17 protein-coding genes and 2 pseudogenes are annotated in these 19147 nt (G+C 43.2%); 13 read left to right on the forward strand and 6 right to left on the reverse strand.

Features of this window, described 5'->3' with window-relative positions:
* Positions 1-66: 66 nt before the first annotated feature.
* Positions 67-828, reverse strand: coding sequence for a response regulator transcription factor (locus EAE91_RS12540; protein ID WP_214088784.1), 762 nt, complete (start codon positions 826-828; stop codon positions 67-69).
* A gap of 265 nt (positions 829-1093) precedes the next feature.
* Here EAE91_RS12540 and uriH point away from each other — a divergent pair, with 265 nt between their 5' ends.
* Positions 1094-2056 (forward strand): uridine-preferring nucleoside hydrolase UriH, encoded by a 963-nt coding sequence (gene uriH, locus EAE91_RS12545; protein ID WP_214088785.1) that lies wholly within the window; start codon positions 1094-1096, stop codon positions 2054-2056.
* Between the two features lie 41 nt (positions 2057-2097).
* Here the strand turns inward: uriH and EAE91_RS12550 are convergent, their stop codons facing one another.
* Positions 2098-3087: a glycosyltransferase gene (locus EAE91_RS12550; RefSeq protein ID WP_214088786.1), complete on the reverse strand. Its 990-nt coding sequence runs from the start codon at positions 3085-3087 to the stop codon at positions 2098-2100.
* Positions 3088-3638: 551 nt separating this feature from the next.
* On the opposite strand from EAE91_RS12550, the gene EAE91_RS12555 reads away from it, so the two are divergent.
* Positions 3639-4835, forward strand: coding sequence for an aspartyl protease family protein (locus tag EAE91_RS12555; protein WP_214088787.1), 1197 nt, complete (start codon positions 3639-3641; stop codon positions 4833-4835).
* A 158-nt stretch (positions 4836-4993) separates the two neighbouring features.
* On the opposite strand, the gene EAE91_RS12560 is transcribed toward EAE91_RS12555, so the two are convergent.
* Positions 4994-5161 (reverse strand): helix-turn-helix domain-containing protein, encoded by a 168-nt coding sequence (locus tag EAE91_RS12560; RefSeq protein WP_049582902.1) that lies wholly within the window; start codon positions 5159-5161, stop codon positions 4994-4996.
* Positions 5162-5378: 217 nt separating this feature from the next.
* On the opposite strand from EAE91_RS12560, the gene xreR2 reads away from it, so the two are divergent.
* The 3 genes and pseudogenes from xreR2 to EAE91_RS24230 all read left to right on the forward strand — a co-directional run.
* Positions 5379-5588, forward strand: coding sequence for a cell morphology transcriptional regulator XreR2 (xreR2, locus tag EAE91_RS12565; protein ID WP_118988117.1), 210 nt, complete (start codon positions 5379-5381; stop codon positions 5586-5588).
* 195 nt (positions 5589-5783) lie between these two features.
* A pseudogene (ccdA, locus tag EAE91_RS12570) lies at positions 5784-5981 on the forward strand (type II toxin-antitoxin system antitoxin CcdA); the annotation flags it as partial.
* Positions 5982-6149, forward strand: a pseudogene (locus tag EAE91_RS24230) (CcdB family protein); the annotation flags it as partial.
* An 11-nt stretch (positions 6150-6160) separates the two neighbouring features.
* Here the strand turns inward: EAE91_RS24230 and EAE91_RS12575 are convergent.
* Complete coding sequence (locus EAE91_RS12575; RefSeq protein WP_214088789.1) at positions 6161-7150, reverse strand: GlxA family transcriptional regulator; 990 nt, start codon at positions 7148-7150, stop codon at positions 6161-6163.
* 115 nt (positions 7151-7265) lie between these two features.
* Here EAE91_RS12575 and EAE91_RS12580 point away from each other — a divergent pair, with 115 nt between their 5' ends.
* Entirely contained in the window at positions 7266-7907 is a 642-nt protein-coding gene (locus EAE91_RS12580; protein WP_214088790.1) for an HD domain-containing protein, read from the forward strand.
* Between the two features lie 271 nt (positions 7908-8178).
* On the opposite strand, the gene xreR1 is transcribed toward EAE91_RS12580, so the two are convergent.
* Entirely contained in the window at positions 8179-8415 is a 237-nt protein-coding gene (gene xreR1 / locus EAE91_RS12585) for a cell morphology transcriptional regulator XreR1 (protein ID WP_214088791.1), read from the reverse strand.
* Positions 8416-8767: 352 nt separating this feature from the next.
* Positions 8768-9433, reverse strand: a complete 666-nt coding sequence (locus EAE91_RS12590) for a GntR family transcriptional regulator (RefSeq protein WP_214088813.1) — start codon at positions 9431-9433, stop codon at positions 8768-8770.
* Between the two features lie 433 nt (positions 9434-9866).
* Here EAE91_RS12590 and EAE91_RS12595 point away from each other — a divergent pair, with 433 nt between their 5' ends.
* The 7 genes from EAE91_RS12595 to EAE91_RS12625 all read left to right on the forward strand — a co-directional run bounded on the left by EAE91_RS12595 (position 9867) and on the right by EAE91_RS12625 (position 19144).
* Complete coding sequence (locus EAE91_RS12595) at positions 9867-10595, forward strand: DUF969 domain-containing protein (RefSeq protein ID WP_214088792.1); 729 nt, start codon at positions 9867-9869, stop codon at positions 10593-10595.
* On the forward strand, positions 10595-11611 hold the full coding sequence (locus EAE91_RS12600; RefSeq protein ID WP_214088793.1) for a DUF979 domain-containing protein: 1017 nt from the start codon (positions 10595-10597) through the stop codon (positions 11609-11611). The genes EAE91_RS12595 and EAE91_RS12600 overlap by 1 nt, the downstream gene beginning before the upstream one ends.
* 9 nt (positions 11612-11620) lie before the next feature.
* Positions 11621-12283, forward strand: a complete 663-nt coding sequence (gene pcp / locus EAE91_RS12605; RefSeq protein WP_214088794.1) for a pyroglutamyl-peptidase I — start codon at positions 11621-11623, stop codon at positions 12281-12283.
* A 101-nt stretch (positions 12284-12384) separates the two neighbouring features.
* The gene (locus EAE91_RS12610) at positions 12385-13143 is read left to right on the forward strand and encodes a LamB/YcsF family protein (protein WP_214088795.1); all 759 of its coding nucleotides are present in this window, start codon (positions 12385-12387) and stop codon (positions 13141-13143) included.
* Between the two features lie 38 nt (positions 13144-13181).
* Complete coding sequence (locus EAE91_RS12615; RefSeq protein ID WP_214088796.1) at positions 13182-14795, forward strand: 5-oxoprolinase subunit B/C family protein; 1614 nt, start codon at positions 13182-13184, stop codon at positions 14793-14795.
* Positions 14796-14809: 14 nt separating this feature from the next.
* Complete coding sequence (locus EAE91_RS12620; protein ID WP_376744769.1) at positions 14810-16582, forward strand: acetyl/propionyl/methylcrotonyl-CoA carboxylase subunit alpha; 1773 nt, start codon at positions 14810-14812, stop codon at positions 16580-16582.
* Positions 16583-17941: 1359 nt separating this feature from the next.
* Positions 17942-19144, forward strand: coding sequence for an RtcB family protein (locus tag EAE91_RS12625; RefSeq protein WP_214088814.1), 1203 nt, complete (start codon positions 17942-17944; stop codon positions 19142-19144).
* Positions 19145-19147 lie beyond the last annotated feature (3 nt).

Here is a 19147-nt window from a genome sequence, read left to right on the forward strand (position 1 = left end):
GTAGCACAGAGTCACATCACCATGTCCCTTTAGGGATATTTGCAACACAGTTTTAACATTTGTGACTCAGGCAAAATGACGGGCCGGAGCGGGTGGCGTCATAAACAGGCTAAAAAGCTCTGCTTGTGATCTGATTTGTAGTTTTTGATAAATATTTTTCCGATGGTTTTTCACCGTCCCCGGACTGATAAAAAGTTTCTCCGCAATCTGCGGTGAACCTTTGCCCTGTAATATTAACTCCACAATCTCACATTCTCTCGGAGTTAAGGAATAACGAGTCTGAGTATCCAGATAAACCATTTCAGCAGCAGGAGCTTGCTGCGTCATTTCATTATGCAATCGCGCCACACTGCGGATAATTTCCAACGCAGTTTTCAGGCTTTTCCGATGCTGTTTCTGGATGAAAAATGGCTGATTTTCCCTACCGAAAAACAGGCCAAGTTGCCGTTGAGGAGAGAGTGTCAATAAAACCCCCGTTTCATCCTGCCAACCGGTTTTACGATAAAAATTCAGATAATAATCAGTATGATAAAATCCTGAAGGAATAAGTTCCCGTAAGGTAAATAGATCGGTGTCAGCCCCACTGACCAAGGCTTGATAGAAAGGATCTTGCAGATAAGCACCCTGTTGATAAATCTGATTTATCGCATCACTGTTTTTCTTCTCGGTTTTACTCAAACAACGCGGAGCAGAACCTTGCTCGAAGGCATAGACAATAGCGTTATCAAAAGTAATAAACTGTTCCAGCCAAGTCAGTAAGTTAGGATAAAATTCACTGGTTGCCACCGATTCAATCACTGCTGATAATCTATCTACATGAATATCCATTCAAGCCCTCGCAATTATTCATAAATTAATAATAAATCCGAAGCAGATATAGCCCGCCAATTCCATAGCGAAACTATATAAGAATCACACTCAAACTGGATGCACAACTTAATTATCGTTTATACGTTAATCAAATCACAATTATGAAACATTTTACTAATTATTTATGAGAACACTCCCCCAGATCTAAGATTTTGTCACGGAATAGAGGTTTTAACTGGATTATCCTCATTTTTTATATCACTTTCTCTGGCAAGGAGTAAAAATGACCACCAAAAAAATTATTCTTGATTGCGATCCGGGACATGATGACGCCATTGCGATGCTATTGGCGCATGGCAACCCTAATATTGAGCTATTAGCCGTCACGACGGTTGTCGGTAATCAGACACTGGATAAAGTCACTCACAATGCGCTGGCGATAGCACATATTGCCGGTATTACCGGCGTGCCCTTTGCCGCTGGTTGTCATCGCCCATTAGTTCGCGATATCGAAACGGCATCGGATATTCACGGCGAATCTGGTCTGGGTGGCGTGAAGTTGCCTAAACACTCTCGAACACTTGATCCTCGCCACGCGATTGATCTGATCATTGATACCATTATGTCTCATCCGCCAAAAACGGTGACCTTAGTTCCCGTTGGCAGCTTAACCAATATTGCTCTTGCCGTCCGTAAAGCACCGCAGATCGTTGAACGGGTAAAAGAAGTGGTATTAATGGGCGGTGGATATCACACTGCTAATAGAAGTGCAGTAGCGGAATTCAATATCAAAATCGATCCGGAAGCCGCGCATATCGTTTTCAATGAAAAATGGCCGTTGACGATGGTCGGTCTGGATCTGACGCATCAAGCACGCGCCACACCAGAAATCACCAAATCAATTTCACGTATCAATACCAACGTGTCTCGGTTTGTCGTAGAACTACTGGATTACTATGGTCAACGTTATCAAGAGAGACATGGTTTCAACAGCCCTCCAATACATGATCCTTGTGCCGTCGCCTATGTTATTGATCCTACAGTAATGACAACCCAAAAAGTCCCTGTCAATATTGAACTGAATGGGACCTTAACTGTGGGCATGACCGTAGCGGATTTCCGTCATCCAATACCAGAAGATGGCCACACCCAAGTCGCAGTCAAACTCGATCAACAGCGATTCTGGCAATTGATTATTGATGCATTAAGAAATATCGGCGATACCTGCGATCAAGATGAAAAATAATCACAGGTAAGGAACGATCATTAAAGCCGTTATTTGCAATATTAAACGGCTTTTAATACTTTTCTAAGTCGCGGATATCGACGAGCCAAACGCCAACGCAATCTAAACCCACGGGCATTTTTCCAGATCATTGACCAAATACCGCGCTCAAATAATTCATGAACGATTTGTCGCTTTACCATAGGGGATTCTATCCCATTAATGGTATGCAAAATCCCTAGCCCCTCTTTCGCGATCTGCCAATGACACGCCGGCACCTGCCTGACTTGCTGTGGATAACGCTGATTAATCTTATTCAGCATCTCCAAAATTTTCATATAGTGATGTGCCGTCCTCACCTTAATACGATCATCAGCAGGAACATGGGACACCGAGGAGGCGTGGATCAGATAATCATAAAAAGATTCATCAATATATTGCACGCGATTTGCCGTCAACAAGAGTTCTGTTGTCCACGGAATATCTTGATGATGCAACCCCGGTTCAAACTGATAATGATGTTTTGTCAGAAAAGCCCGTTTATAGATATTTAGCCAAGTTACATGCAAGAATTTGCGTGAGCTCAGTGCTTGTTGCAACCATTCTGGCCCGCTCAGAACCGCAGTAGAAGAGAGGCGATCGGAAGGAAAAATCTTTCGAGCTGGCCGACCATCATCATAAACATAATGGCCATTGCAAGTAGCAATATCCAGCTCATTATTCTGAGCAATCTCTAACAGCCGGTTATACATACCCGGATAAATGACATCATCAATATCAGGGAAAGCCACATAATCACCTCTGGCTTTCGCTAACCCCGTGTTACGGGCAACAGAAACCCCTTGATTCTTCTGAGTAATAATTTCTGTCTTTGGGAATTTTTCGGCATATTGTTCAATAACCTGGCGACTATTATCTGTTGAACCATCATCAACCAAAATTAATTCAAAATCAGTTAGCTTTTGCCGAGATAAATTGACAAAAAATTGCGGTAAAAACCGCTCTCCATTATAAATAGGCACGACAATGCTGAGTTTTAGTGATATAGACATAAAATCAATATATTCCTTTAGTACAAAAGTGTTACTTTTGTATATTGATATCACCTAGATATTTATCAGAAAAATAATTCCCACATATAAATACAAATCCAATAAATATTTATTAACTTTATATTACACCTAAAAATAAAATAGTCATGATTTATAGTGATTTTTATTTCAAATCATTATCATTGATATACATTATATAATCAAACACATCCAGATAATTTATCTTTTAATGCTATCTCTATTGCCAATTAATTATTATATAAATATCACCCTTAACAACTTTTACCGTTCAAATTACTCAATAGCCGACATTTTAACCAACATTACCGCTTAAACTAATAATAGTTCAACCATAGTTAAACAATTACTCACTATATTTCACATCAACTAATATAAAGCAGATAATAATATTCGCAATGAAGCTGATCTGTACTGGCAACGGGTACTACCTTGGCTCATACGCAACATTTTATTGCTTCCAGTACATTATGTTGGGTTTTACCGGACCCTAGATTTTCATCTTTCACTCCCTAGAAAAGGAATCTAATATTATGAAAAAACAGGAAAAGATAGCCTCTCGGTCAATTATTACCGCCAGTTTGCTGACACTGATAACGGGCTGTAGCCATATGGAAAAAATCCATATGCCAGAAGAAAATAAACCCGTCCTTTCTACTAAGCTGAACATCCATCAGCCAACATCGATCATTGTTCCTGTCACTATCTCCGGTAAAAAATATCAATTCTTGCTGGATACTGGTGCCAGTTATACCTTCATCGATAATAAGCTGGCAAAAACGCTGACACAAACCACGCCAGAATCAAAAATACCGGTTACATTCCACCGTATGCTGTCCGATGGACTGGTTACAACCAGTGAAAAACGCTTACACAAAGCTGACCTAAAATTATGGCAACCTCTGGCGATTACCCTCGGTAATCATACAGTGCCGGGTTCTGATCCCTGGATTGGCATTGACATGAATCTCTTTAATCAGTCCATTGGTCAGGAGCTGGATGGTATTCTCGGAATTGACACTTTTCGTCAGTTAAACTGGGAAGTAAATAACCTGAACCACACATTGACAGTATGGCACCATGCACCTTCAATCCTAAATTATCAACAATGTGAACCTTACAGTGACAGCTACGGCAAATCTCCTGCAATTCAGGTTTCTAATGTCGTTTTTAATATAGATACCGGGGCCGATTACAGCTATGCTTCTCAGGAATTTATTGAATACCTGAAAAAAGAACACAAAGATAAAATTTCTGAAGGAACCAATGTCAAATACGCATCCGCTGGCGGGCTTGGTAGTAGTAAAGAGTATCTAATTGATGGCTTTTATTTACAGCAACTGCCGGTAGGTCGGCTGAGAATTGGCGAAAATAAAAGTGGTCTCTACAATCTTGGTATGAGTTTCCTCTCACGTTTTGATGATTATTTGTTTATCCCAAATAAAATGCTGCTCTGTTTTAATGCCAAAAACTTTACCCGTTATGACAGTCCATTACTCCGCACAATTGCAATCCGTTATTTTAATAACAAAGTAGAGATATATTACAACGATCAAAAATATATTGAAAAATTTGGATTAAAGAACGGTGATATTGTGCTGGAAGTGAATGGTCAACAAGCCCTTCCTAAGGATATCACCTATCTTCGCAATCAATTGTCAGAAACACCATCGGGTAAATTGACAATAAAAATTGAACGAAATAACACCCAGAAAATTATAACCATTTAATAAAGCCATTTATTGAGGGAGAGCCTAAATCTTCCTCAATACACTTATTTCTCAATTTACCGTCAACCCATTTTTTCGACTTTATTTAAGGTTAGCACAGTAATTTCCTCCAACAAAAAGATAAGAAAATTTCTAAGCAATAAAGCGGAAAGCGACTGTTAGCCTTTTGATTTAGTGCTGAAATCAAACAGATCTGTTAGCTCAATCTGTAGACCATTCGCAATAATATTAATGATTTCAAGCGTAGGATTTCTAACTCCACGTTCAATACCACTGATATACGTCCGGTCAATTCCACACTTATCGGCAAAAGCTTCCTGAGACATGCCAGACGATTGCCTGAAATACCTAACTCTTTGCCCAAAAAGGAATTTTACAGCAGTTGGCTTTTTCATCCGATAAGTATCGAATTATGTTACTTATCAGACCACGGACTATGAGTCACTTTTTATGGTAAGTTATGTTATCATATGTGACTTATAGTCTACTATGTAACGATTTACCTTTTCATATCAAAGTTATCCGTAACACGGAGGATTAATAATGAAAAATCAGGACTGGCACCCAGCCGACATTATCGCCGAACTGAAAAAACGGGGAACATCATTAGCAGCCGTTTCAAGGGAAGCAGGGTTAGCATCATCCACCCTTGCTAATACCCTGCAACGCCGCTGGCCCAAAGGTCAACAGCTTATTGCCGAGGCTTTAGATTGCGATCCCGCTGAAATATGGCCTTCGAGGTACACAAAGTAAGTGGCTGTAGATCAAGACGGAGTAGTTTATCAATAAGATAAGCTGCTCCGATCTACTTTATATCATTCGGTAAGAATAATGATCACTTGTAGCTGTTTGCATTTATATTTTCCTGTTCACAATCCATTTCCTCATGTTCACTTTAAGTGTGTTTTTGAGGTGTGCTATGAAACATAGAGTTATAGAGTTAACGTAACTGTTGATAAAGAAAATTATCTGATCCTGAATTCAGCCGGTGTAAATATTTCAGGTTTTGCTATTGAAGTCATGACCAAAGAAACTCAACGAATCAAAGCTGAAAGTTGGAAAGCAGATAATCACAAAGGATTGGAAGAAGTTGCTCAATTTATTGAACAATATAGCTCATTTGCTGATGAGAACAGGAACTGGTAAATGCAATTTGTTGTTTATCAATACAAATGGGCGAAAGCAAATACAGTATGTTTGTCGATGTACAACGCGACATCATTGACATCATTGAAACACCAGGAAGGCGTATGGTTACTCCTTTGGTTGAAGCGCATCATTATTTCAAACAAGGTAAATCGTCATCTATTTCCCACGTCTGGCTTTCAGTTTTCTTCATTTGTGCCGGTCTGCTGCGTCTGTATGAATATCTTTCTGTAAACAGAGGGGGTGATGCCCGTATTTTTAACAAAGGCCCTGCGCATTACATCGCTACTTCTGTATCCGCAAGCTCCCGGTATTGCCTTGAGCGGGAGCCTACCTTCTTCGAGTAACATCCGCGCTTTCTCAATACGTGCATTTTCCAGCCATACTCCTGCCTTCATGTTAAGCTCCTGGCGGAACAGACGTCCCAGATGCCTGATGCTCAAGTTCATGTGTGTAGCCATGTCCTGCAAACCACTTATGGCCTGTAAGTTTGCCTGCGCCCAGCGTTGCAAATCCTGAAAAGCGGCTCTCCCGGATAGGGATAACTGACTCCTGCGGATAAAGTGCCCCTGACAAACTGGTCGCCTGAAAAACATGACGAGGCTTGCTGCCACCTCCATCGCGATCTCGCGGCCCAGATCCTCTTCAACCAGCCGGAGCGCCAGATCCAGCCCAGATGTCACCCCCGCAGCCGTTCTCACGGAACCATCAGCCACATAGAGCATGTCCGGTTCAACCGTGATTTCGGGAAAACGCATCGCGAGTAGTTCGGCACACTCCCAGTGGGTTGTCACCCGACGCTGTTTCAACAGTCCGGTCTGCGCCAACAACAGAGCACCAGTACAGACGGAGCCGTAGCGCTGACTACGATGACACATTTCGATGATTGCAACGCGTTCCTGTTCTGAAAGGGTATGGTTATGCGCATCCGGCGCGCCAGCCACAAGAAACGTGTCTGCCGAGTGGCTGGTTGTATGGCTCAAAATCACATCGGCCATCAGCCTAACGCCTGACGAGGAAGTGATGATGTCTGAACCGATCGACATCACGCTCAGGGAATAGACCTGCCGGTGCAATATGCGGTTCGCCTCAGCGAACACGTCCAGGGGGCCTGAGACATCGAGTAGCTGAACGTCAGGCACAGCCAATATGGTGATATTGTGAATCATTGCTCTACAGAAGTCTTATTTAATCTTAGTGTCCTGAATCATCGTTATAAGTTAATTCAGGACGTATGTCATGTGTTTTATGCTTACCTTCACTTAATCAACCGGAGACAAGCATATGAGTTTTTCAATTAATGGCGTGAGTATTCCTGATACCCAAATAACCCGTGACGCAACCACGTTCATCCGCGATACGGAATCTGACCTGCTTTTTCATCATTCGAGTCGTGTTTACTATTGGGGTGCGCTCGCCGGCCAACGTCTTGGGCTTAGCGTAGACCATGAACTGCTCTATGTCGGATGTATGTTTCATGACATCGGCCTGACACATGAACACTGTAGTTGTGACAAGCGATTCGAGGTTGACGGCGCGAATGCGGCGAAACATTTCCTGCAAGGATACGGCATCGCTCAGGCCGATATTGATAAAGTCTGGACGGCGATTGCTTTACATACCACGCCGGGCATTCCAGAGTTTATGGCACCTGAAATTGCGCTCGTCACTGCTGGCGTTGAAATGGATGTGTTGGGGATCAATTACGAAGCGTTCAGCGACAGTGAGCGCAGTGCGGTTGTACAGCAACACCCACGCCCTGACGGCTTCAAGGAGGGGATCATTCAGGCTTTTTATGATGGTATCAAGGACAAGTCCCAGACAATGTTTGGTAGCTTCAATGTGGATGTCATACAGGATAAAGAGCCGGGACTTGTTCCCCTCAATTACTGCAATGTAATCCGCAATTCCCGCTGGAAAGGCTGAATGTCCTATTGTGGCAGATGAAGGATAATCTGCTATTCAAAGACGACAGGAGCAGGCAAAGAGAAGATCTGCCTGAAAAACAGGCAGATCTGCGATAATGCAGACGATGTTCTCACCTACAAGGATCATTTTCAGCAATCACATAGCTATGAGATGTGACCAGAAAGCGATTCAGATTTCTAGCTGTAGCAGCAGAATAAAATCTTCTGATGAGAGGAGAAATGATAGAACAACAGGAAAGCGTAAAGACTCAATGCTCAAATAGAGTCAACTAACTCTTTTTCTCCGCATCAAAGTCAAACAGATCTTTTAATTCGATCTGTAAACCACTGGCAATAACATTGATAACTTCAAGCGTAGGATTTCTGACACCGCGTTCAATGCCACTGATATAAGTACGATCAAGCCCACATTTATCGGCAAAAGCTTCCTGAGACATACCAGATGCCATTCTGATATATCTAACTCTTTGTCCAAAAATGGATTTTATGGTGTCAGTTTTTTTCATTCGATAAGTATCGAACGATGTTACTTATCAAACCACGGACTATAAGTCACGTTTTCCTGTAACTCGTGTTACTAATATGACTTACCACAAAAATACGATGAATTATGTTTTAAATAATCAAGTGATCTGTAATTTGGCAGGGTTAAAAAGTTAAACATCATGGCACAAAAGGCATATATAGCTTCTCTTATCATTTACTTCCTTGATCTCTATAGACACTACCGCCTTTGTCTGGGAAGGCACCAAACAAACATAACGTTACAAACTAAAAATATGAAAAAACCTTAAACATATTAATTAAATTAATTTATTTTATCAATGGATTTGCCAATCTAGTCGCAGGTATTATTTATTAAGTACGATGTTTGCGCGTATAAGCCGCTAATACCGTACGTTCTGACTGCTCCAGATAGCTTTTTAACTCGGAGGCCGCACTTTGTGGTTCACCTTTCTCAAGTAACGCCAAAATATGGGCATTCTGGTCAATATAAGGAACATAAAAAAGTTCAGGATCGTTCAGGTAACCAAAAGCCAGACGCAGTTCCGCAGAAATATGCCCATAAAATGTTATCAGCCGTTCACTGTCAGTAAGTTCAACAATAGCTGAATGAAATGCCATATTTGCGGTTCCAACACCGATCCAATCCTGAGTATCACGACATCGTTTAGCCATTTCAATTGCACCGCGCATATGCTCAACCGCGGGATGCATAGGATAAGATTGCGCCAATGCCTGACACTCAATAAGTCGCCGAGTTCGATAAATATCGATAATAGAAGCGATACTCGGAGTGGCGACGAAAACTCCGCGGTTAGGTTCATATCGCAGTAACCCTTCCTGAGTCAGTACACGAAAAACCTCACGTAGTGTATTACGCGATATTTCAAGTTGTTCGCTCAAAACCGCTTCTGATAGCCGTTGACCGGGTGATAACTCTCCAATAATCAATTTCTGCCGGATAATATCTGTAACTTTTTCACTTAACGTCTTAGGAGAAGAATTATCTTTTTTCATCATAATTAATTGAAAGAGCGGACCAAATGCAGCAAACCTGACCACAAGTTCCCGATTGCTAAAGATAAGAATGGCAGGCATCTTCACACATTCACCTACCACCAGCAAGCATAGAACTCTTTCCCGCTGGCAGCTTTCTACGCCAGAATAATGATTGCCTCACAATAGTGCATTAAACGCACCATCATAGAGCATCACTATGGTAAAAAGTGATCTGCATTTCATTTTTATAATTAAAAAATAATTTTATTTGCCTATTCTTTCGCCTCATTCTATTTATTGTTCAACAATATAAAAACAATTATTTAACAATAACTGCAAATTATCCAACGATGGTACGCATATTGCTTAGATATACATTTATCTACCACACAGGAATTCAGCCTATGACGACACCGCAAGTAACCGCGATTTTTATCCACCGAGGTGACACCACATGCAACAGATTGTGAATCTATGGCCGTTGATTGGCATCGTAGTTATTGTCGTGGGCTTTTTACTTAGGTTTAACCCGGTATTGGTGGTGATTGTCGCAGGGATCATCACCGGGTTGGCAGCGCATATGCCGATCACAACGATTCTGGAAAAGCTAGGTTCCGGCTTCCTTAATACTCGAAATTTGCCACTAATTTTGCTGTTGCCGCTGGCAACTATCGGCCTCTTAGAACGGCACGGTTTAAAAGAACGAGCTCAAACCTGGATTAGCAATATTAAAACAGCAACCGCCGGACGTTTGCTGATCATCTATCTATTCATTCGTGAAATAACCGCTGCGCTAGGGCTGACCAGTTTAGGAGGACACCCACAAATGGTGCGTCCCTTGCTGGCACCAATGGTAGAAGGGGCTACGGAAAACCGTCATCATGACCTGCCTGATGATGTACGTTATCGCCTGCGGGCCATGTCGGCAGCAACCGACAATGTTGGCCTTTTCTTCGGTGAGGATATCTTCGTCGCCTTTGGTGCAATCATCTTTATGCATAACTTTATGCTAGAGTCTGGCGGCATCCAAACAGAGCCGCTACATATCGCTATGTGGGGAATCCCTACCGCCATCTGCGCCTTCCTGATCCACGCTTTCCGCTTGTCTCGTCTTGACCACCAGATCGCAACCGAACTGGCAACACTGAATGGCATGGACAAAAATCGAAGTAAGGTGGAGTAATGTTTCAGCAACAATATCTTTATTGGCTGGCAGGCGTGATCCTGTTGGCCGTGGCAATAATGTCCTGGCGTGATCACGCCAACCCTCGCCGTCTGACCACCAGCCTGTTCTGGGCGCTATATGGCATCGTATTTTTGGTAGGCGACTGGACTTACCGCTTAATAGCATTATGGGCAGACAATGAAGCCGAGGCCCAAAAGATACTACATATCGGTGTCGGGCTAATCGTCGTATTGATGGCACTGACGGCAGGTTTTGGCGGTGTACGACTGGGCAGCTACCATCAACGCACACCTCAGCAACGGCAGAAAAGTGCCTCCCGTTTGGGTAATCGTCTATTTCTTCCCGCACTGGCAATCCCTGTCGTCACAGTAATCGGCGTATTGCTGTTTAACCACGTCCCTGGGCTACAACAAACCCTATTCGGTATCGGCAATCATGCCACGCTAGTGACACTGTTTTCCATGACAGCAGGCTGCTTAGTCGGATATGGCGTTGCACTGAAAATGACGCATGAAAATGTAACTCAATCAACCCAAGAGGCGCGTCGCTTACTGGATTCCATCGGTTGGGCGTTTATCCTGCCACAGATATTAGCGACGCTAGGACTATTATTTACCGTAGCAGGTGTCGGTACCGCAATTTCTCACCTGACAGAGAATTATCTGGCCGTGGATAACCGCTTGATCGCGGTGGCGACATACATACTCGGCATGGCGCTATTGACGATTATCATGGGCAACGCCTTTGCCGCGTTCCCGATTGTTACCGCCGGGATCGGCATTCCCATTCTGGTACTGCAACATGGCGGTAATCCGGCGGTCATGGCCGCCATCGGCATGTTCTCGGGCTATTGCGGTACACTGATGACCCCAATGGCTGCAAACTTCAATATCGTTCCTGCCGCACTACTGGAATTACCAAATCGCAATGCGGTCATTAAAGCACAAATCCCCACTGGAATAGCGCTACTGATTGCCAATGTTTTTCTGCTCTATTTTTTGATGTTTTTGTGAGGATATCCTATGAAAACCGTTCTGATTACCGCTTTTGAGCCTTTTGACGGTGAAACCATCAATCCATCGTGGGAGTCGGTCAGACAATTGCAAAACCAACAACTATCTGGGGCACATATTGAGACACGCCAGCTCCCATGTGTATTCAATACTTCTCTCACCTGCCTGTACACAGCTATTGACGAAATACAACCTGAACTCGTCATTGCAGTAGGACAAGCAGGTGGCAGACCAGATATCACGGTGGAACGCATAGCGATTAACATCAACGACGCACGTATTCCCGATAATCAGGGCAATCAACCCATTGATACCCCAATCGTGGCAGCAGGGCCCGCTGCCTATTTCTCCACTCTACCGATTAAAGCCATCGTCAGTGGTCTGCAAGCCGCAGGGGTTCCTGCTTCGATTTCACAAAGTGCCGGCACATATGTCTGCAACCATGTCATGTATGGCCTACTACACTATCTGGCTCTGACTTATCCCAAAGTACGTGGTGGATTAGTACGTGGTGGATTTATCCATATTCCCTACCTGCCTGAACAGGCGGTAAAACACCCCGGCACACCCAGTATGGCGTTGGAAACAATAACAATGGCACTAAAAATCGCTATTAATCAAGCATTAGAAAACAGTGAGGATATGGTTATTAGCGGAGGAACGACTCATTAATTCAACATCTATCGACGTAGCGGGAATTGCCTATCTGTAGAACTGATAAGCATCCTGAATTTTTTACTACTTTTTTGGATATCACTATTGGGGTCACGACTATGAACATGATTGATTTAAACAGCGATCTTGGCGAAAGCTTTGGTCAATGGAAAATGGGCGACGATAACGCCATGCTGAGCATTGTCACCAGCGCCAATGTCGCGTGTGGATTTCATGCTGGTGATCCCGCCGGGATCTTTCAAACCTTAAAATCCGCCCATAAAAATCAGGTAGTGATCGGTGCTCATGTGTCTTATCCAGATCTGGTCGGATTTGGTCGCCGTAATATGGATATCTCCAGTAATGAGCTGATCGCAGATGTTATTTACCAGATTGGCGCGTTGAAAGGTTTGGCGGCGGCGGCAGGAACCACCGTAAGTTATGTTAAACCGCACGGTGCACTATATAACACCATTGCCCATGATGAATACCAAGCCCTTGCCGTTATTACAGCGATTCGTGAAGTGGATGACAATTTAGCGCTGGTTGGATTAGCTGGCTCAAAACTATTGGATTTGGCGAGGGAAAACGGTTTACGTACCGTCGCGGAAGCCTTTGCTGACAGAGCTTACACGCCACAAGGCACACTAGTTTCCCGCCGAGAAAAAGGGTCTGTGCTTCACGACGCTAATGTCGTTGCCCGGCGTATGCTGCAATTAGTGACCGAAGGAGTAGTTGAAGCCATTGATGGCAGTTTTACCCGTATTCAGGCGGATTCCATCTGTGTTCATGGTGACAGCCCAGACGCGGTAGAAATGGCACGTCAGGTGAAACTAACCCTGCAACAAGCCGGGATCACCGTACGGTCTTTTATTTAAGTAAGTGGTAGTTTGCTTATCATGCTCAGGAGTACTTAGTGCGTTTTTTACCTGTTAATTTAGATGCCATTATTGTCGAGCTTCACGATCTGAATGAAACGCTGGCGTTATTTGAGTCACTCAACGTCCGCCCTATTGCAGGTGTAGAAGAAATTATTCCGGCGGCCAGAACACTTCTGATTCGATTTCGCCCGAATGTCATTTCCACAATCAAACTTACCAGAGAAATCAATAGCCGTAACCTGAATACACTGGGTAAAACAACAGGAAAACTCGTTGAAATCCCGGTGTATTACACAGGTGAAGATCTGGAAGAAGTGGCAGAAATTCTCGGCATCACCACACAGGAAGTTATCAAGCGACATACAGAAAGCGAGTACACCGTTGCTTTTACCGGATTTGCCCCCGGATTTGCTTATTTAGTCGCAGAGTCAGATCGTTTACATGTCCCGCGCCGAACGACGCCAAGAGCCAGCATCCCCGCAGGATCAGTCGGGCTGGCCGGAGAATTCAGTGGAATATACCCTCAAGCCAGTCCGGGAGGTTGGCAAATCATCGGCATCACGCCAGAGCGCATGTGGGATCTCTCACGTTCTCCCTCTTCCCTGTTGCAACCCGGTTTCCGGGTACATTTCAGAGATCAACGCAAAGGTGCAGCAATCTCTATCACTAAATCCAAAACCCCTGTTGCCCCCATAGAGAACGTTTTATCTTCTCAGGTTGATAAACACGCCTCACTGGAAATTCTAACCACTGGAATACAAACACTTTTTCAGGATTTAGGGCGTTCAGGGCAGGCTAGTTTAGGTATTTCCGCCGCCGGAGCGCTAGATAAAACAGCGCTGAGAAGCGCCAACCGGATCGTCGGTAATCCTTCGGATAACGCATGTCTGGAAATTGTGCAAGGAGGATTAAGCTTTATCTCTCATGGCAATGTCATTATCGCTGTCACAGGCGCTGACTGCCCAATCACTGTTCAAACAACATCTGGCCGAAAGTTTCAGGTTGATGGCTATCAGCCTGTTGATCTGAGTGAAGGTGATAAAGTGACACTAGGAACACCCAAAGCGGGGATGCGTTCTTATTTGGCAGTGCGTGGCGGCTTTGCTCAGCAACCTATTCTCTCCAGCCTTTCTTACGATACGCTGGCACACATTGGCCCCAAGCCAATCGCTACAGGCGATACTTTGGATATTCTGACTCTCACACAGGGTTCCGCTGTCTCAATGGATGAAAGCCCGGCTTTCAATATGCCTACTTCTGACGATATCGTTACACTGGATATCGTTCTGGGACCACGCACTGACTGGTTCACCGCAGAAGCGCTATCCCTGCTACAAAGCCAACTTTGGCAAGTCACGCCACAATCTAATCGAGTCGGTATTCGCCTGCATGGCGACACACCATTAGCGCGTCTTAACCACAAAGAGTTACCGAGTGAGGGAACGACCACCGGCGCAATTCAAGTTCCCGCCAGTGGTCAACCGGTTCTGTTTTTAGCCGATCACCCTCTGACCGGTGGCTATCCAGTTATTGGTTCCGTTGCCAGCTATCATCTCGATCTTGCGGGACAAATTCCTGTCAATGCTCGTATCCGCTTCAACTTAATCACTGAATTTCACGAAATAAAAGAGAGCGATTGCCGCTCATGAGTACCGCAATGACCATGAATATTAAAAACCATCCCATGAAAAAAGTTTTGATTGCTAACCGCGGTGAAATCGCCGTCCGTATCATCCGTGCCTGCCGGGATTATGGTTTACAATCTATCGCCGTCTACGCTGATTCGGACATCAATGCACAACATGTACAATTGGCTGATGAGGCTTATAGTTTAGGCGGAAACAGCCCCGCAGATACTTATCTTAATATTCCCCAATTATTGGATATTGCGAAACGTTCAGGTGCCGACATGGTACATCCCGGATACGGATTTCTGGCTGAGCGAGCAGAATTTGCCCGTGCAGTTATTAATGCGGGGCTGATCTGGGTTGGTCCTGAACCAGAGACAATTGATATTCTGGGTGACAAAGTTAAAGCACGCAAAATTGCCCAACAGGTAGGCGCACCACAGGTTTCAGGTACAGAAGAACCGGTGAAAAACGCAGAGGAAGCACGGGCGTTTGCCGAGCAATATGGCCTGCCAATTGCAATTAAAGCAGCATATGGCGGTGGTGGACGTGGCATGAAAGTAGCGTGGCGGCTCGATGAAGTCACCGAACTCTACAATTCGGCTGTTCGTGAAGCAACAGCGGCCTTTGGTCGTGGAGAATGTTTCATTGAACAGTTCCTGGATAAACCTCGTCATATTGAAGCGCAAATTCTGGCTGATAAACATGGCAATGTGGTGGTACTTGGTACACGTGATTGTTCACTACAACGGCGTAACCAAAAATTGGTAGAAGAAGCACCGGCCCCATTTTTGGCCGAACATCAACGCCAGCGTATTCATCAAGCAGCACAGGATATTTGCATCGCCGCTGGTTATATCGGCGCTGGTACTGTGGAATTTCTACTCAGTGTAGACGGCACGATCTCTTTTCTGGAAGTCAATACTCGCTTGCAGGTCGAACATCCGGTCACCGAAGAAACCACCGGGATCGACATTGTGGTAGAACAATTCCGAATTGCCGAAGGTAAACCTTTATCATTGACCTCAACGCCTATTCCTTTAGGCCATTCTTTCGAGTTCCGTATTAACGCAGAGGATGCGGGTAAAGGATTCTTGCCGACGCCCGGAATCGTGACGGTATTTTCTCCCCCTTCCGGCCCGGGCATAAGATTGGATTCTGGTGTTGCAGCAGGTTCCACCATCCCTGACACCTTTGATTCGCTGATGGCTAAGCTGATTGTCACCGGAACAACCCGCCAACAAGCTATTGCTCGTGCGCGACGTGCATTACAGGAATTCAGCATCGAAGGCGTTGCATCAGTATTGCCTTTTCATCGAGCGGTAATGGAGCATCCTGATTTTATTTCCGATGACACATTTAACGTCCATACACGTTGGATCGAAACTGACTTTATCAATGAAATAAAAATATCTCCGCGTCAGGAAAACCATTATCAAGAAAAGGTAACACGTACTTTTATTGAAATTAATGGCCGTCGCCATGAACTGGGGCTACCAGCCGAATTATTAAAAGGGCTTTCATTGCCTAATTCAGGGCAAAGTTTCATCACTGAGAGCCAAGGTAATGAAGCTGAGGAAGCAATGACAGCACCGAATCCCGTCTCAGCACCAATATCCGGCGTCTTACAATCTTGGTATGTGCAAGAAGGTGATAAAGTTAAACAAGGTGATGTCATTGCTGTCATGGAAGCAATGAAAATGGAAACGCAACTGACTGCACATCGTTCTGGGAAAATCGTTATCCACGCAGAAGAAGGCAGTTATCAACAGGCAGGAAATGTACTGGCAAGTATTAACGATGATTAATAATGACGATAATCGGCTAATTTGACACATAAATTCACATTACCCAATATAACATCAAATTGTGCGGATAATTTCCGTACAATTTTAATAATAGAGATTAAAGTTAAAATGCAAGCAATATCGTGAAAAAGAGGCTAATTAACCCCTTTATGAATAGGAAAAAATAACTATTAAGGACAATATTTTTTAATCATTTCGTTAATATTGACAATAAGATAAATAAGTTATTACACGATTTAATATTGGTTTATTTATTGGACTCAATGAATTATTAATAAAACTCTTTTGTTTTTATCTTGAATAAATATTTTTAACATCATGCGTTTCAATTGAAATTTGAGAAATTATTAAAACCAATAATAAACGTGAAAATATTCAAACAAAATAAAGAATAAAAAACATAATTTACCGATGATTAATAATTGATAACAGCTATATATCTAGCGGATAAAAACAGCATAATAATTTGTGACTATTTTTACATATATTTAAACAATAAGAAATCATTAGCTCATTATAAATTATCGGTTATAAATAGTGTAGAGGTTTATTTTCCACACTTGACAACGCAAATGAATCATACAAATAAAAATCAAATAAAACATATAGTTAAAAATATTTTCCATGTCACAAAGATATAAGTAAAATTTAAAAAGAATAAATCAATAAAAATATTATAGGTCATATACTACACATGTTGATATTTTCAAGAAATATATTACATTCAGCCCATGATTTTATTCCAACCATAGAAATATTATTTCATCAAAAGATAATATTACTCATTTAATAATCCTTCATATCTATATGATAATGATGTAAACATATACATCCATTTGAGTAGTATATACAAGTACTATTACAACAATATCATAATATTAAATAATTTAATTGTTTTACATTTCCTTTACAATTATCAACATAATTTAAAACTATAATAAATTCATATATGTTTTTACAAACACATCTTTATATAGATTAGCATCACAATTTCAACATTACTCAACAAAACAATAACTCAAATAATTGCAATTGCCATTAAACGGAATACTATATTAATAGTGGAATAAGATTTTTATTTACAATATTTCCCTCATGGTCCAAAAGAAGACCAAGATAAAAAACCAATTCATCATCATTGATTAAAAAGGAAAATATTCGTTACTCTAAATTATACCCTATGGATTTCAAGATGCATCGCGACGGCAAGAGAGCGAATCCCCGGGAGCATAGATAACTATGTGACCGGGGTGAGTGAGTGCAGCCAACAAAAAGGCAGCTTGAAAGATAACGGGTATATAATAATAGTGACGGCTAAGTAACCAGGAGAACAATGTGATAACAAACGATTACGAGTTAATGACCGCGCCAAACAGTGTACCAGTGAAAATGTGGACTCATGGTGTACCGGTAGAAACGGAAGCTCGTGAACAACTGTTGAATACGGCAAAAATGCCTTTCATATTCAGCCACTTAGCTGTTATGCCTGATGTACATCTTGGTAAAGGTTCAACCATTGGCAGTGTCATTCCGACTCGTGGGGCGATTATTCCAGCCGCGGTAGGCGTAGATATCGGTTGTGGCATGATGGCGGTACGTACCTCATTGAATGCCAAAGATTTACCGGACAACCTATATGCGATCCGCCATGCTATTGAAATTGCCGTACCACACGGACGCACAGCAAACCGTAGCGGTCAGGATAAAGGCGCTTGGCAGCAACCACCAGAAACCGTCGATCACCATTGGAGCGTGTTGCAAACCGGATTTAAACGGCTAACCGATAAATATCCACAATTACTGAAAACCAATAACCATCAGCACTTAGGGACACTAGGTACCGGTAATCACTTCATTGAGCTGTGTCTGGATGAATCTGACCGGGTATGGGTAATGCTACATAGTGGCTCACGTGGCGTAGGAAATGCCATTGGTAATCTGTTTATCACTCTCGCCCAACAGGACATGAAGCAGCATATCGCTAACCTGCCTGACCGCAACCTGGCCTATTTTGAGGAAGGCAGCAGTCACTTTACCGATTATATGGAAGCGGTCGATTGGGCACAAAACTTCGCCCGCCACAATCGCGAAGTCATGATGCAACATACGCTGGCAGCACTAGCGACGGTAATAACAAAACCGTTCACTGCCACGATGGAAGCAGTAAATTGTCACCACAATTATGTGCAACAAGAGCAGCATTTTGGTCAAAACGTGTTAGTCACACGCAAAGGTGCGGTCGCTGCACATCAAGGCGTCATGGGCATCATTCCTGGCTCAATGGGTGCGAAAAGCTTTATCGTACGTGGTCTGGGAAACGAAGAGAGTTTTTGCTCATGCAGTCACGGTGCAGGACGAGTATTAAGCCGCACGGCAGCAAAAAAACGCTTCACAATAGAGGATCAGAAGCGTGCCACGGCACACGTGGAATGCCGCAAGGACAGCGACGTCATCGATGAAATTCCGATGGCCTACAAAGACATTGAGGCCGTAATGGCCGCTCAGTCTTCACTAGTAGAAATCGTTCACACCCTGCGTCAAGTGGTTTGCGTAAAAGGATAATCA

Origin of the sequence: Photorhabdus noenieputensis, from assembly GCF_018448935.1 — a bacterium.
Lineage (GTDB): Bacteria > Pseudomonadota > Gammaproteobacteria > Enterobacterales > Enterobacteriaceae > Photorhabdus > Photorhabdus noenieputensis.